General features: G+C 73.7%; 10 protein-coding genes. 5 read left to right on the plus strand and 5 right to left on the minus strand.

What is annotated here, in order from left to right; translation table 11 throughout:
* Positions 1-34 precede the first annotated feature (34 nt).
* A complete protein-coding gene (locus ACFY0D_RS13510; protein ID WP_390798481.1) occupies positions 35-4333 on the minus strand; it encodes a trypsin-like peptidase domain-containing protein in 4299 nt (1432 codons plus the stop codon).
* Positions 4330-4734: a CU044_2847 family protein gene (locus tag ACFY0D_RS13515; RefSeq protein WP_390798482.1), complete on the minus strand. Its 405-nt coding sequence runs from the start codon at positions 4732-4734 to the stop codon at positions 4330-4332. Before ACFY0D_RS13515 ends, ACFY0D_RS13510 begins: the two co-directional genes overlap by 4 nt.
* A gap of 226 nt (positions 4735-4960) precedes the next feature.
* Here ACFY0D_RS13515 and ACFY0D_RS13520 point away from each other — a divergent pair, with 226 nt between their 5' ends.
* Positions 4961-5548, plus strand: coding sequence for a TetR/AcrR family transcriptional regulator (locus tag ACFY0D_RS13520; protein WP_390798483.1), 588 nt, complete (start codon positions 4961-4963; stop codon positions 5546-5548).
* Between the two features lie 56 nt (positions 5549-5604).
* Positions 5605-5997 (plus strand): hypothetical protein, encoded by a 393-nt coding sequence (locus ACFY0D_RS13525; RefSeq protein WP_390798484.1) that lies wholly within the window; start codon positions 5605-5607, stop codon positions 5995-5997.
* A gap of 112 nt (positions 5998-6109) precedes the next feature.
* Here ACFY0D_RS13525 and ACFY0D_RS13530 read toward each other — a convergent pair whose 3' ends face one another.
* Genes ACFY0D_RS13530 through ACFY0D_RS13540 form a run of 3 tightly spaced genes read right to left on the minus strand, consistent with a single transcriptional unit; the run spans position 6110 to position 9819 of the window.
* Positions 6110-8215 (minus strand): xanthine dehydrogenase family protein molybdopterin-binding subunit, encoded by a 2106-nt coding sequence (locus tag ACFY0D_RS13530; protein ID WP_390798485.1) that lies wholly within the window; start codon positions 8213-8215, stop codon positions 6110-6112.
* Between the two features lie 42 nt (positions 8216-8257).
* On the minus strand, positions 8258-9265 hold the full coding sequence (locus ACFY0D_RS13535) for an FAD binding domain-containing protein (protein WP_390798486.1): 1008 nt from the start codon (positions 9263-9265) through the stop codon (positions 8258-8260).
* Positions 9262-9819, minus strand: a complete 558-nt coding sequence (locus tag ACFY0D_RS13540; protein WP_390798487.1) for a (2Fe-2S)-binding protein — start codon at positions 9817-9819, stop codon at positions 9262-9264. Before ACFY0D_RS13540 ends, ACFY0D_RS13535 begins: the two co-directional genes overlap by 4 nt.
* 241 nt (positions 9820-10060) lie before the next feature.
* On the opposite strand from ACFY0D_RS13540, the gene ACFY0D_RS13545 reads away from it, so the two are divergent.
* From ACFY0D_RS13545 to ACFY0D_RS13555, 3 genes are all read left to right on the plus strand, one after another.
* Entirely contained in the window at positions 10061-11488 is a 1428-nt protein-coding gene (locus ACFY0D_RS13545) for a dihydrolipoyl dehydrogenase family protein (RefSeq protein ID WP_390798518.1), read from the plus strand.
* A 219-nt stretch (positions 11489-11707) separates the two neighbouring features.
* Complete coding sequence (locus ACFY0D_RS13550) at positions 11708-12247, plus strand: hypothetical protein (protein WP_390798488.1); 540 nt, start codon at positions 11708-11710, stop codon at positions 12245-12247.
* Positions 12248-12290: 43 nt separating this feature from the next.
* A complete protein-coding gene (locus tag ACFY0D_RS13555) occupies positions 12291-14039 on the plus strand; it encodes a hypothetical protein (protein ID WP_390798489.1) in 1749 nt (582 codons plus the stop codon).
* The last annotated feature ends 66 nt before the right edge of the window (positions 14040-14105 follow it).

The following is a 14105-nucleotide window of genomic DNA, read 5'->3' on the forward strand; positions in this document are numbered from 1 at the left end:
GCGAGCCCGGCGGATCGGCGCCGGCCCCGGCGCCTCAGACCGGTGCGCACAGCGGCTGCGCCGGGATACGGACCGGCAGGCTCCTGCGCTCCTCGGCGGTGAACGTCCGGTTGCCGATGGCCTTGCACAGGTCGCGCTGCCACGCCCGGGGGTCGAGCGGCAGGACACCGCCGGGACCCGCGGGGTCGGCGTAGATCACCGTCCTGGCGTCCTTGGAGATGTCCATGAAGGCGTACGGACGTGCGGAGGAGTCAAAGACGGAGGTGGAGGCCCCGCTCGGCGGCTGACCGAATTCGTACGACTCCAGGAGGGCGCGTTCCTCGATGCCGTACGTCCGCACGGCGTTGTTCGCGGCGATCAGGAAGTGGCCGTCGCCGTCGAGGAACTGGGTGACGGTCGGGGTGGCGGAGTCCTCGGCGGTGCTGCGCAGGGGACCGATCTCCTTGCGCAGCGGGTCGCGCCGCCACAGCTCGACGATCGATCCCCGGCGCATCAGCCCGAAGTAGCGGCCGCTGGGGTCGAACTGCACGGCGAGGACGTCCTCGGTGGTGCGGACGGTCTCCGTGACGGTGCCCGTGATGAGGTCGACGATGCGGACCGAGGGGTCGCCCCAGACGGTCACGGTCACCTTGTTCGGGGCCGGGTACGGGCCGATACCGGTATGCGGCGCGGATCCCGTGGTGGGCAGCAGGGCCTTGGCGTCGTAGTGGGCGAGTTCGCGTCCCGTACGCGCGTCCCACTGCTGGACCAGGGTCCCGGAGACGGTCAGGACGTTGCCGGCGACGTCGAAGAAGTGCTGGAAGTCCGGTTCCTCGCTGCCACCGAGGATCGGCGGCGACGTGGTGGCGGCCGGGGCGGGCGGTTCGGCCGCGGTGATGGTGGCCAGCCGGCGCAGGGTGGAGGCATCGAGGACGGACACCACGTTGGGCCCCTCCTGGTCCGCGAGCAGGCGTCCGTCCTTGCTCAGCCTCAGGAGGTCGGTGCTCGCCGGCTTCCGGTACGGCGTCCGGCGCGGGGCCTCGGCGATGAGCCGGTCGTCGGTGCCCGGTGCCGTGGGCCGCACCTGCAGCGCGGATCCGTCGGCGAGCACACTGATCGTGCGGCCGCCGTCGTGGGTGAGGATCTGCTGGCCCACCTGGAGTACGGATTCTCCGGTGGGGAGTTCGGTGTAGGTGATCAGGGAGTCCTTGAACCCGACGTAGTAGAGCTTGCCGTCGGCCGACGCCAGCTGCCGCGACCAGCGCGTGGAGGGTGAGGGAACGGTGGAGACCACCGTGTCCTGGAGCAGGTCGACCAGGCGCAGCGTGTCGTCGAACCACAGCGCCACCCGCGTGCCGTCCGTGCCGACCGCCTGCGGAAGGCAGATTCCGGACTTGAACCGCTTGTCCTGCTCGTTGTACTCCTTGCCCTGCGGGGCGCCGTCGGAGATCCGCACCAGGCGCAGGGCCGTGCCGTCGCCCCGCTTGCTGCACACCACGGCCGCCGTCCGGTCCCCGGAGAGCTCGATGCCGGCCACCTCGCCGGCGACGACGCGCGTCGCGTCGGCCGCCGGGTCGTAGGCGAGCAGGGCCGTGTCGTTCTCGCCCGGTCCGCCCCGCCGCAGCAGCAGGGTCCGGTTGTCCGCGCCGATCCACAGGTCGTCGTTGCTGCCGTCGTTCCGGTCCGTGGGCGCGCGCGTCGAGCGGGCGATGGCGCCGCTGTCCAGGTCCCACCAGACCAGGTGGTCCAGCACCCGGTGGACGATCAGTGTCCCGTCCGCCGACATGGAGGGGTCCAGCCCCTTCTCCGTGCCGACGGCCGCTCCCGGGGCCGCGGCCAGCTTGTGCAGCTCGCCCATCGGCTCCTCACGGTCGGCGTGCACCGGGAACCACGCGGCGACCCCGTCCTCCTGGACGTAGCCGGCCCGCTTCCCGTCGGCCGAGACCATCGGGTACTTCACCTGCCCGACCGAGGGAACCTGCGCGCTGCGGACCTTGCCGGTGGTGACGCCCGTGAAGAGCATCGCCCTGCCGTTCTTCGAGGTGGCCAGCACCACGTCGCCGTCGAGGCTGGTCTGCAGGCTCCGTACCGTTCCCAGCAGGCCCGAGACGACACGGCTCTTGTCCGAGTACGCCAGGTGCTGGCGCAGGAGCTGGTTGCGGGCCTCCTGGGTCGGCGAGGTCCGGTACGCCGCGAGCGCGAGCATCACCGACTGGGCGGGGTCGGTGGCCGCGGCGTCCTGCGATGCCTGCGTCAGGGCGCGCGAGGTGGCGAGCGCGTCGCGTCTGCGGCTCTCCTGCCGCGTGACGAGGAACAGCGACCCCAGCAGGACGGCCGCGATCACGATGAAGGAGACCGCGGACCAGGCGCCGCGCACCCGGCGGGCCCGGGAGCGCTGGTGGGCGCGCCCGGCATCCAGGTAGGCACGTTCCCCGGGGCTCAGGTCGTCGGCGCGCCCGGGCAGCCACTGGTCGGCGCCCGCGAGGGCCACCTTCGTCGGCAGCAGCTCGGAGGTACGCTCGGCCCGCTCCCAGCGGTCCATGTCGTGGCGCAGGGACTCCCGCCACACCAGGAAGGCCCGGTCCTTCTCGACCCACCGCGCCAGTTTCTCCCAGCCGCTGATCAGGGCCTCGTGCGTGAGCTCGACCGTCTCCCCGCCTTCGGCGCTGCGGCCGGTCACCAGGAGCCGGGTGGCGGCGAGCCGCTGGGCGATCCGCCACTGTTCCTCGCCCAGGTCGGTGCGCAGGGCGATGCGGCGCGTCGCGGCCGGTGATCCCACGGGGACCCGGATGAGCTGGGTGAACAGCCGCCGGGCCGCCGGCTCGTCCCCTTCGGGGACGTACTCGGCCCAGACCTGATCGGCGTGCAGGCTCAGCGCCCCGGTGACACCGCCGAGGTCCTGGTAGGCCTGGTAGGTGAGCAGTCCTCCGCGCTGTTTCTGCCACAGCAGGTCGAGGGTGAAGCCCAGCAGGGGCAGCGCGCCCGGCTCGGTACCGGTGTCCTGCAGGATGCGGTCCACGAGGCCGGTTTCGTAGCGCACCGCCGGGACCGCGTCCACGGGCGCGGTCACGACCTCGCGCAGCCGCTCGGGGCCCAGGGGGCCGAGGGCGTGGACGCGCCGGCCGATGACGGCCCCGAGCCGGGGATGCGCCAGTGCCATCTCCAGGAAGTCGGCGCGTAACGTCGTGAGGACCCGGACCGGTTGCGGCAGGGCGTCGTCGAACAGGACACCGGCCAGTTCGTCGACGGCTTCCGGAGCGAGAGCGAGCAGTTCCTCGAACTGGTCGACCACGACGAGCAGTCGACGGCTGCCGGACAGATCGAGCACCCGGGCCACGATGTCGGCGAGGCCGCCCTGGCGCAGTACCCCGGTCAGTTCGGAGATCCGGGCGAGGCGCCCCGTCTCGGACAGCCCGGGCTCCAGCAGGGGCAGCAGCGCGGCCGCGAGGACGGCCAGGGGACTGCTGCCGTGGGTCGGCCGTACGACGACCGCCGCCGCCCCCGACCGCCGCAGCCGGGGGACGACCCCGGCCAGCGCCAGGGAGGACTTGCCGGATCCGGAGGCGCCGACGATGGCCACCCATTGCTCGCCGGCCAGCGCGAGGTCCAGCTCGTCGCTTTCGGCCCGCCGGCCGTGGAAGTGCGGGGCGTCGGACTCCCGGAACGCCGTGAGGCTGCGGAACGGCGAGGGCGGGAGGGCCAGCGGGCGCAGCTCGGGCCAGGCCTGAAGGATGCCGGCCGTCGGGATCAGGTAGCTGACCGGGGGCCGGCCCGACTCGGCGACGGCGATCATGCCGACCACGCCGACGTGGTTCTCGTCCCAGACCGGCGTGCCGCTGAACCCGCGGGAGACCGGGTAGCCTCCGTCGGCCAGGTCCGCCTGTATCCATCCGTAGGCCTGTGACTCCCGCAGGACTCCGGAGTGCCAGACTCCGCCCGGGCGGCCTGCGGGGAAGCCGAAGGCCCGTACCGGATGCCCCCACACCCGCTCGGCCTCGATCAGCCGCACGGGGTGGGCGCCGGGCAGCGGGGCGTCCAGCCGGAGGACCGCCATGTCCCCGCCGCCCGGCTCACGTGGCGCAAGCCAGCGTTCGACGCTCGCGGTCACCCCGGCGGCGTCCGGGGCGAAGGCGGACATCAGGGGAAGGTCGACGCGGATCCGGGAGCCGGGCCCGGGCTCCTCGTCCTGCGGCGTGCCGAGCGCCGCGGACACCACGTGGGCACACGTCAGCGCGAGCTCGGGGGAGATCAGGAAGCCCAGGCCGACGGCATCCCCGCGCAGGTCGCGGATCCGCAGCACCGCCGCGTTCAGGGCCTTCGGGCCGACACCCTCCGAGGTCTGCGGCCCCGTCACGGCGCCGGCTCCGCCGCGACGGAGCCGGCAGCGGAGTCGGCGGCCGGGCCTGCGGCCGAGCCGTCGGACGGGGAGCGGGTCCAGGTGAGCGAGATCTTGAAGTTGGCCTCGGCCGCCGTACTGGAGATCACGACGTCGGCCTCGGCGGAGATCGACAGCCCGAACTCCAGGTTGAGCTCGTCGGGCGCCTGGGCCATACCGCGGAACCCGTCGACGAAACTCTGCGCGACCGGCCGGATCCCGGTCACCATCTCCCCCAGCGACCGTGAGGCGCGCGCCATCACCTGCCCCGGCCGGGCCACCCGGACCAGGCCGTCCTCGCCGCTCTCCACGACCTCGACCCGCACCACGTCCTGTGACCCGCCCACCCCACCGATCGGTAACTCCACGTGGAACACCATGTCTCCCCCTCCTCGTATCCGAACCGCCCCCGCGGTCGCACCCGTTGCCGCGCGCGGCGGCTCCGCTCCACGGGAACCCTCCGGCCGAGGCGCAGCCCAGTGTGGGCCCCCCGCTCACAGAATGGAAAGTCTTTCTAGAAAAAAATCTAGTAATGGTGCTTTAGGCTCAACCCGACGAGGATCTGAGGTGATCCGCCGCCGTGAAGAGACCGAGGACGCCTGCCCGATGCCGAAGCAACAACGCGGCGAAGCCACTGTCGAACAGGTCCTGGACGCGGCGCTCCGCCTCTACGCCTCGTCCGGGGAAGCCGGTCTCACCCTCGGAGCCATCACCAGCACCAGCTCGGTCAGCTCCGGGAGCATCTACCACCACTTCGGCAGCCTGGACGGGGTGGTCGCCGCCCTCGCGCTGCGCTCCCTGGAACAGCTCCTGAAGGAACTGGGCGCGGCGCTGCTCCAGGCCACCGACGCCCGCTCCGGCGTCCGGGCCGTCGTCCTGGCCTACCTGGACTTCGTACAGGCCCATCCCGACGCGGCCCGCCTCGTGCACTCCGTCACCGCGGACCGCCTGGGCATGGCCCGCGCGCGCGAGATCCGGGACACCCAGGAGGCCCGGCTCACACCGATCACCCTCTGGATCCACGCGCACCAGGAGTCGGGCGAACTCGCCTCGCTCCCCGCCCCCTTGATCGAGTCCCTCGCCCTGGGCCCGGTCGTCGCCGTCGTCCGGCGCTGGCTCACCGTGGGGGACCTCGATCTGGAGGAAGCCGCCCGCGAACTGCCCGACCGCATCTGGCGGTCGGTCGGCAACTGACCCGGCCGGCGTGGGCCGGCCCGGCGTTCGTGATTCTCTGTGGGGGAGAGCAGTCCGTGAGCTTTGACATCTTCGTGTGCCGGTTCGAAAACGGCGAGCCGGCGACGCTGGACATGAGTGCCGCGCGCGAGGTCCTCGAGCCCCATGCGGTGGTGCGGGACCCCGAGACGGACTTCCTGCTGGTGAGTACGGCGGAGGGAGAGGAGGCAGGTGTGTACTTCAACAGCCCCACCGGAATCACCTTCAACCGATTCGGAGGGGACGGAATCATGGACCTCCTCGCCGCCCTGCTCCGACGGCTGGATGCCGTGCTCGTCGTTCCGGGCGGGCCGACCATGATTCGGCAGAACGAGGACCGCGAGCTTCTGCCCGCCTCCCTCAGGGACGAGTGGCCCGTCGTCGTGGCCCGTACCGGCGCGGAGATCGACCGGGCGATCCGGGCTTCCTGAACCGACGGACTCGATGTCCCGCGCGGTTCTCGGGGTACCTCGACGGCCCCCGCCCCCACCGGCCCCGCGGCCGCCCGGAGCCGATCGTGGCTCCGGACGCGCTCGGGCTTCCTCAGCCGAGGGCCGCCAGGACGCGGTCCGGGGTGAGGGGGAGTTCGCGGATCCGGCGGCCGGTCGCGTGGTGGAAGGCGTTGCCGATGGCCGCCGCCGTGCCGACGATGCCGATCTCGCCGATGCCCTTGCCTCCCAGCGGGTTGAGGTGCTTGTCGTGCTCGTCCAGCCAGTGCACCTCGATGTCGGGCACGTCGGCGTGAGCGGGGACGTGGTAGGAGGCGAGGTCGTTCTCGGTGAAGTCCCCGAAAGCCGGGTCCATGGTGCTGTGTTCGGTCAGGGCCATGCCCAGACCCATGACCATGCCGCCGACGAACTGGGAGCGGGCGGTGAGCGGGTTCAGGATGCGGCCCGCGGCGAAGACCCCCAGGAGCCTGCGGACCCGGACCTCGCCCGTGACGGTGTCGGTCTGCACCTGCGCGAAGTGGGCGCCGAACGCGTGCCTGGAGTAGGGGGACTTCTGCTTGGCGGAGGCCGTCGTATCGGCGGGGACGGACACTCCGGCCTCCGGGATCGGGCCGGAGCGGCGGGCGAGCAGGGCGACCAGGCTGGTGCAGGCGTCGTGGACCGCCCAGCCCCAGGAGGCCGTACCGGCCGAGCCGCCGGCCACCGAGCCCTGCGGCAGCGCGGAGTGCCCGATCTCCACCGTCACCCGGTCCAGGGCGACCCGCAGCGCGTCGGCGGCGATCTGCGCCAGGACGGTGCGCGCGCCGGTGCCGAGGTCGGTGGCGTTGGTCTGCACGAGGTACCTGCCGTCGGGGAGGGCGTGCGCCCGCGCCGAGGAGGGGGCGACGTACACCGGGTAGGTGGCGGCCGCGACCCCGGTGCCGATCAGCAGTGGGCCGTCCCGGCGCGGCGTGCGGTGCGCGGCCCAGTCGAACCGGGCGGCTCCCTCGCGCAGGCATTCCACCAGATGGCGGCTGCTGAACGGGTGGCCGCTGTCGGGTTCTGCGCCGGGCTCGTTGCGGATGCGCAGCTCGACCGGGTCGATGCCGAGGGCGCAGGCCAGCTCGTCCATGGCCGACTCCAGGGCGTACATGCCGGGACACTCGCCGGGCGCCCGCATCCAGGAGGGCGTGGGCACGTCGAGGGGCACGACGCGGTGGGTGGTGAGGAGGGCGGGCGCGGCGTACATGACGCGGGCGGGGACGGCGGCCTGTTCGACGAACTCCCGGACGCGGGAGGTGTGGGTGGTGACCTCGTGGGCGAGGGCGGTGAGCGTGCCGTCCTCACGGGCGCCCAGGCGCACGCGGTGCAGGGTGGGCGCGCGGTGGCCGACGACGGCCGCGAGGTGGCGCCGGGGCAGGGCGAGGGTGACGGGACGGCCGGTGTGCCGTGCGGCCATGACGGCGAGGACGACGTGCGGGCGGGGGGTGCCCTTGCAGCCGAAGGCACCGCCGACGTGCTCGGAGACCACCGTGACGCGGTCCGCGGGCAGCTCGAAGAGAGCTGCCAGAGTGGAGCGTACGAGTCCGGACCCCTGGCTGGAGTCGTACACGGTGAGGGTGCCGGCGTCGGCGTCCCAGTGGGCGGTGGCGGCGTGCGGCTCCATGGGGTGGTTGTGCAGCGGCGGTACGGCGTACGCGCAGTCCACCCGGACCGGCGCGGAGGCGAACGCGGCCGCCGCGTCGCCCTTCTCGCGGTGGGCCGGATAGCCGCCGTTGACCTGTTCGGGGGTGTAGGCGGCCGGGTGGCCGCTGTGCAGTACGGCGTCGTGGGGCTCGGCGTCGTAGCGGACGCGGACGGCGGCGGCCGCGGCCCGGGCGGCCTCCGGGGTCTCGGCTACGGCCAGGGCCACGTACCAGCCGCGGTGGGGCACTTCGGGGTCCTGGAGCACGCGGAGGGTGGGGTCGTCGGCGGGGCCCACCCGCGGCGCGTCGTACGGCGTGAGGACGGCGAGGACGCCGGGCAGCGCGAGCGCGCCAGCGGTGTCGACGGCGGTGACGCGTCCACGGGCCACGGTGGCGGGCACCGGCCACGCGTACGCCCGGTCCGGCAGGGCGTACTCGGCCGCGTAGCGGGCCTTCCCCGTGACCTTCTCCCGGCCCTCCAGCCGGGTGGCGGGGCTGCCGAGGGAGGGCGCCGGGGCGGCGGGGCTGGAGTCCATGGCGGGTCCTCGCGATCGGGGCCGGCGGGGCGGAGGGACGTTTCAGGAGCGGGAGCCGCGGGAGAGGGCACTCGCCGAGAGGGAGTTGAGGACGTCGCAGGCGAGGTTGCGGGCGAGGGGGACCTTGAAGGCGTTGTCGCGCAGCGGCTCCGCCCGGTCGAGCTCGGCCTCGACGGCCTCCCGTACGGCGCTCTCGGTGGGGGCAGCGCCCAGCAGCCGTTCCTCGGCGGCGGTGGCGCGCCAGGGGCGGTGGGCGAGCCCGCCGAATGCGAGCGCGACATGGCGGACGCGTCCCCCGGAGATGTCGAGCACGGCGGCGACGGAGGCGAGCGCGAAGGCGTACGAGGCGCGGTCGCGGGCCTTGCGGTAGCCCGACGGGAGGCCGGCGCGGTCCGGCGGGAGCGTGACCGCCGTGACGATTTCGCCGGGCTCGATGACGGTGTCCCGTTCGGGGTGGTCGCCGGGCAGCCGGTGGAAAGCGGTCGCGGGCACCGTACGGGCGCCGCCGGGGCCCTGGAGTTCGACGGCCGCGTCGAGCGCGACGAGTGCCACGGCCATGTCGGACGGGTGGGTGGCGATGCACTGCGGGGAGTGGCCGAGGACTGCGTGGTCGCGGTGGACTCCGTCGCGGGCGGCGCAGCCGCTTCCGGGCTCCCGCTTGTTGCAGGGCTTGGCCACGTCCTGGAAGTAGGGGCAGCGGGTGCGCTGGAGCAGGTTGCCGCCGGTGGTGGCGACATTGCGCAGCTGCGCGGAGGCACCGGCCAGGAGCGCCTGGGACAGGGCGGGGTAGCGGGTGCGGACGAGGGGGTGGAGCGCGAGGTCGCTGCCGCGCACCCCGGAGCCGATCCGCAGGCCGCCGTCCGCGGTCTCCTCGACGGAGCCGAGCGGCAGGCCGGCGAGATCGACGAGGGTGTCGGGGGCTTCGACCCCGAGCTTCATGAGGTCCACGAGGTTGGTGCCGCCGCCGAGGTAGCGGGAGCCGGGCCGCGCGCCGTGGGCGGCGATGGCCTCGGGGAGGCCGGTGGCGCGCACGTACGCGAACGGCTTCACGCGACCCCCCGCCCGTCACCGGGAGCCTGGGCCGGGGCAGCGGCCTGCGAGAGCGCGGCCACGTCCCGTACGGCGTCCACGATGCGGGGGTACGCGCCGCAGCGGCACAGGTTGCCGCTCATGGCCTCGGCGATCCCGGACCGGCTGAGGTCCGCGGCCCCGGGGTCGGCGGCCGTCTCGGCGAGCAGGCCGGCGGCGGAGCAGAGCTGACCGGGCGTGCAGTAGCCGCACTGGAAGGCGTCCCGTTCCACGAAGGCCTCCTGCAACGGGTGCAGGCCGCCTGTTCCGTCGCCGCCCAGTCCCTCCACGGTGGTGACCCGGGTGCCGTCGTGGGCGACGGCGAGCAGCAGGCAGCTGTTGGCGCGCCGGCCGCCGACCAGGACGGTGCAGGCGCCGCACTGGCCGTGGTCACAGCCCTTCTTGGCGCCGGTCAGGCCGAGGTGCTCCCGCAGCAGGTCCAGGAGGGTGACCCGGTGGTCCACGTCGAGCTCGTAGCGCCGGCCGTTCACATGCAGCCCGACGCTGGAGCGGGTCTCCTGCACTGGATGCGCCACTGGTGCCCCTTTGTCCCGGAATCTCGATAGACCTCCACTCGGATAACCGGCCGGGGCGGATCTCACACCTCCCGTGTGGGACAAGCGGGTGCCGTGGCGGCGGGGTGGCGGCGTCACCACGCCGACGCCGACCGTCATCTCAGGCATGTCTCGCAGGCCACACGTAGAGTGACGGGACGTTAGCCCCTGACCGGGATTCCCATGGGTCCTGGTGGACCTCTGGAACCCTTGGAAGGTGTCTGTGTCGGAAGCGGTGGAGTACGACGTCGTGGTCCTCGGCGGGGGACCGGCCGGTGAGAACATCGTCGACCGGACCCGCGCCGCCGGGCTGAGCACGGCGCTCGTCGAGAGCGAACTGGTGGGCGGCGAGTGCTCGTACTGGGCCTGCGTCCCGAGCAAGGCGCTGCTGCGCCCGGCGCTGGCCCGGGCCGACGCCCGCCGGGTGCCCGGCCTGGCCGGTGCCGTCCAGGGGCCCCTGGACACGGCGGCGGTGCTCGCGCACCGCAACTACTGGACCGGCGACTGGAAGGACCAGGGCCAGATCGACTGGCTCGACTCGATCGGCGCCCACCTGTACCGCGGCCACGGCCGGCTCTACGGGGTCCGCAAGGTCGCCGTCACCAGCCCCGAGGGCGAGCACCACATCCTGTCGGCCCGGCACGCGGTGGTCGTCGCCACCGGCAGCCGGGCCGTCATCCCGGACCTCCCGGGGATCGCCGGGGCCCGCCCCTGGACCAGCCGTGAGGCGACCTCCGCGCAGGAGGCCCCCGGCCGGCTGCTGATCGTGGGCGGCTCGGTGGTGGCCGTCGAGATGGCCACCGCCTGGCAGGCCCTCGGCTCGCAGGTCACCGTCCTCGCACGCGACTCCGGGCTGCTGCCGCGGATGGAGCCCTTCGCGGGGGAACTGGTCGCCGACGCGCTGCGCGAGGCCGGGGCGGTGGTCCGTACGGGGGTGTCCGTCGAGGCGGTGGTACGGGACGGCTCGACGGGCCCCGTCAGTGTGGTCCTGGAAGGCGGCGAGACACTGGAGGGCGACGAACTGCTGATGGCGACGGGCCGCGCGCCGCGGACCGAGGACATCGGGCTGGACACCGTCGGCCTGCCCCCCGGCCGGTGGATCGACGTGGACGACACCTGCAGGGCGCCCGGACACGACTGGCTGTACGCCGTCGGGGACGTCAACCACCGCGCGCTCCTCACCCACCAGTGCAAGTACCAGGCGCGGATCGCGGGAGCCGTGATCGCCGCCCGCGCGGCCGGCACCCCGCTGGACACCGCGCCCTGGGGCGCGCACACGCCGACCGCCGACACCCGCGCCCTCCCGCAGGCGGTCTTCACCGATCCGGAGGCCGCCGCCGTGGGCCTGACCCTGGCCGAGGCCGAACGGGCTGGGCACCGGGTGCGCGCGGTCGACTACGACCTGTCCAAGGTCTCCGGCGCCGGTCTGTACGCCGACGGCTACAAGGGCCGGGCCCGAATGATCGTCGACCTCGACCGCGAGGTCCTTCTCGGGGTGACCTTCGTCGGCCCCGGCGCCGCGGAGATGATCCACGCGGCCACCGTCGCGGTCGCGGGGGAGGTCCCGATCCCGCGCCTGTGGCATGCGGTGCCGTCGTTCCCGACCATCAGCGAGGTCTGGCTGCGGCTGCTGGAGACCTACCGGGGGTGAGGCCCCGGCATCCTGGACACGGCCCGGCCGCGCCGCACGGCGCAGCCGGGCCGTTGCGTTGCCCTCGCCTCTTCCCGCTCCCGGATCGGCGCGCGGGAACGGAGTTGACCGGCCGTCACGGCACGGGAGATGGCGTGAAGCAGGCGTGCAACCTTGATCAATATTAGGTTAGCCTTACCTCAGCTTTGCGATTCCCTGTGCCTGAAAGGTGTTCCAGTGATGCGTGCTGCCTCCCTGCCCCGTACCGCCGCCCGCGCGGCCGTCGCCGCCTCCGCCGCCGTCGCGCTCGCCGTCGGCGCGGCGGGCTCCGCCTCGGCCGCCACCTCGACGCGTACGGTCACCGACGGCGCGACCACCTTCAACCTCAGCCTCACCGCGCCCTCCTCCGCCGCCGCGGCCGGTCAGAACGTCACGGTCACCGGCAGCGGATACAACACCGCCAAGGGCGTATACGTGAGCCTCTGCGCCGTCAGCGGCGCACCGGGTGCGAGCAAGCCCACCCCCTGCCTGGGCGGTTCGGACCAGTCGGGCACCACCGGGGCCTCGCACTGGGTCAACAACATCTTCGGCGGGACCCTGGCCAACACCTCCAAGTTCGGTACGGGCGGCACCTTCAGCGTCACCATCCACGTCAAGGCCGACCTCGGCGGCGGCCAGATCTGCGGCGAGACGGTCGAGTGCGCCATCGTCACGCGCGCCGACCACTTCAACTCCTCGAACCGCAAGTACGACGTCCACGTCCCGGTGACCTTCAACTGATCCCGCTCCGGGACCGATTCCCCGACCCGCCGACGAGGAAGCCATGACACCCCGACACCCCCTCACCCCCGGTCGTGCGGGCGCCGCATCCGCCGCGCTCGCGCTCGTACTGGCCTCGGCCGCCACCGGAAGTCCCGTATCGGCAGCCGGGGGTGAGGGGGCCGACGTACCGCAGGGCACCGTCGCGTACCGGTCGGTGGCACAGTTCACCACGGCGGGCAAGCCCCGTGACCTGCTGCTGCACCCGGACTCGAAGAAGCTCTACGTCGGTTCGGACGACCTGCCGGGGACCGCCGACGTCAACGAGAGCGGGCTGCACGTCCTGGACCCCGCCGACGGCAAGGTGCGCAGCACCGTCGGCCAGGCTCCCGGGCCCACCGGCACGCTCGGCCGGCGGGCGGTGCGGCAGCTGCTCGCGCCGCTGCCCGGTGACGGGGCGGTGTTCTTCTATCCGCTGCGCGGGATAGGTACCGCGAAGGACGGCGACGCCGCCGCGGCGGGCGCGTGGGTGCCGGGTGCGGCCGTCACGTACGCCACCGCCGGGCTCACCCCCTCGACGGTGCTGGTCGCGCAGGGCCCCGTCCTGTCGGAGGTCGACATCGCGACCGCCGCCGTGAAGCGTTCCGTCACGCTGGAGGGCGGGGACGCGTTCGCGGTCGACGCGGCGCGCGGCACGGTGTGGTTCACGGACATCGGCAACCGCCGGATGTACCGGATCGACGCGGCTACCTTCCAGGTCGCCGCGAGCGTCGGACTTCCGGACGGCGAGGGATTCGGCGGGTTCACGGAGGTGGATCCGGAGACCGGCGCGGTCTGGGTCGGGCTGGACTCCTCCGTCGTCGTCCACGACGCGACCGGCAAGCGGCTGGGCACCCTCCGGGGCGCGGGCACCGACATGCCCCGCGCGGCGGGTTTCGACGCCACCACGCACGAGGCGTTCGTCGTGTGGCAGGACGCGGGGGACACCTCGCAGCCGGGCAGCGACAACGACGGAACACTCACCGTCCACCGCACCCGCGACCTCCACGAGGCCGTGAAGCCGGTCGTACTGCCCGCAATGCACGTGCAGTTGGGCAGTGCCGCCGTCGCCGTCGAGCCCGGAGGCGCGGCCGTCTTCGTATCGGACCCGGTCGCCGGCCGGATCACCCGGCTGGAGCGGGCGACGTCCCCGAAGGTCACCAGGAACCCCGCGGACCAGACGGTCACCGCCGGCTCGCGCGTCTCGCTCACGGCCGAGGCCGAGGGGACCCCGCGGCCCACCGCCGCCTGGCAGGTCAGTACGGACGCGGGCCGGACCTGGCAGGCCGTGGCGGGCGCCACCTCGCCGACGTACACGTTCACCGCGGCGCTCTCCGACAGCGGCCGCCGCTACCGGGCGGAGTTCGGCAACGACGTCGGCGTGGGCCGTACCGCTGCCGCCACCCTCACCGTCACCATCGCGGACCCCGCGACGGGCGGCAACGGCGACGGCGGATCCGCCACGACCGGGGGCACCGGCGGGACCGGCTCCACGGGCTCCACCGGCTCGGCCGGGAGTGCGACAGGCGGTTCCGACGGCGGCTCCGGTGGTGCGGGCGGCTCCGCCGGCACGTCCGGCACGTCCGGTACCCCCGGCAGCGTCGGCGGCGGTTCGGCCGGTGCCACGGTCGGCGGCGGCGATCACACCGCTCCCGGCCCCGGCGCGCTCGCCTCCACCGGAGTGGCCGTCGCCTCCCTCGCCGGGAGCGCCGTCGTGCTCACGGCGGCCGGGTGGGTGCTGATGCGCCGCACACGGCCGCGCGGCACCGGCTGAGGGCGGGCAATCCGCAGCGGGCGGGCGGTGGTTCGGCGTGTTGAATGGGTGTCCACCCCCTGTCTT

It is taken from the genome of Streptomyces sp. NPDC001502 (assembly GCF_042894785.1).
Taxonomy (GTDB): Bacteria; Actinomycetota; Actinomycetes; order Streptomycetales; family Streptomycetaceae; genus Streptomyces; species Streptomyces kutzneri.

Bases quoted from the DNA above. Each gene is read 5' to 3' on its own strand.
- ACFY0D_RS13515 (WP_390798482.1), bottom strand. From the start codon at position 4,734: ATGGTGTTCCACGTGGAGTTACCGATCGGTGGGGTGGGCGGGTCACAG.
- ACFY0D_RS13520 (WP_390798483.1), top strand. From the start codon at position 4,961: ATGCCGAAGCAACAACGCGGCGAAGCCACTGTCGAACAGGTCCTGGAC.
- ACFY0D_RS13530 (WP_390798485.1), bottom strand. From the start codon at position 8,215: ATGGACTCCAGCCCCGCCGCCCCGGCGCCCTCCCTCGGCAGCCCCGCC.
- ACFY0D_RS13550 (WP_390798488.1), top strand. From the start codon at position 11,708: ATGCGTGCTGCCTCCCTGCCCCGTACCGCCGCCCGCGCGGCCGTCGCC.
- ACFY0D_RS13555 (WP_390798489.1), top strand. From the start codon at position 12,291: ATGACACCCCGACACCCCCTCACCCCCGGTCGTGCGGGCGCCGCATCC.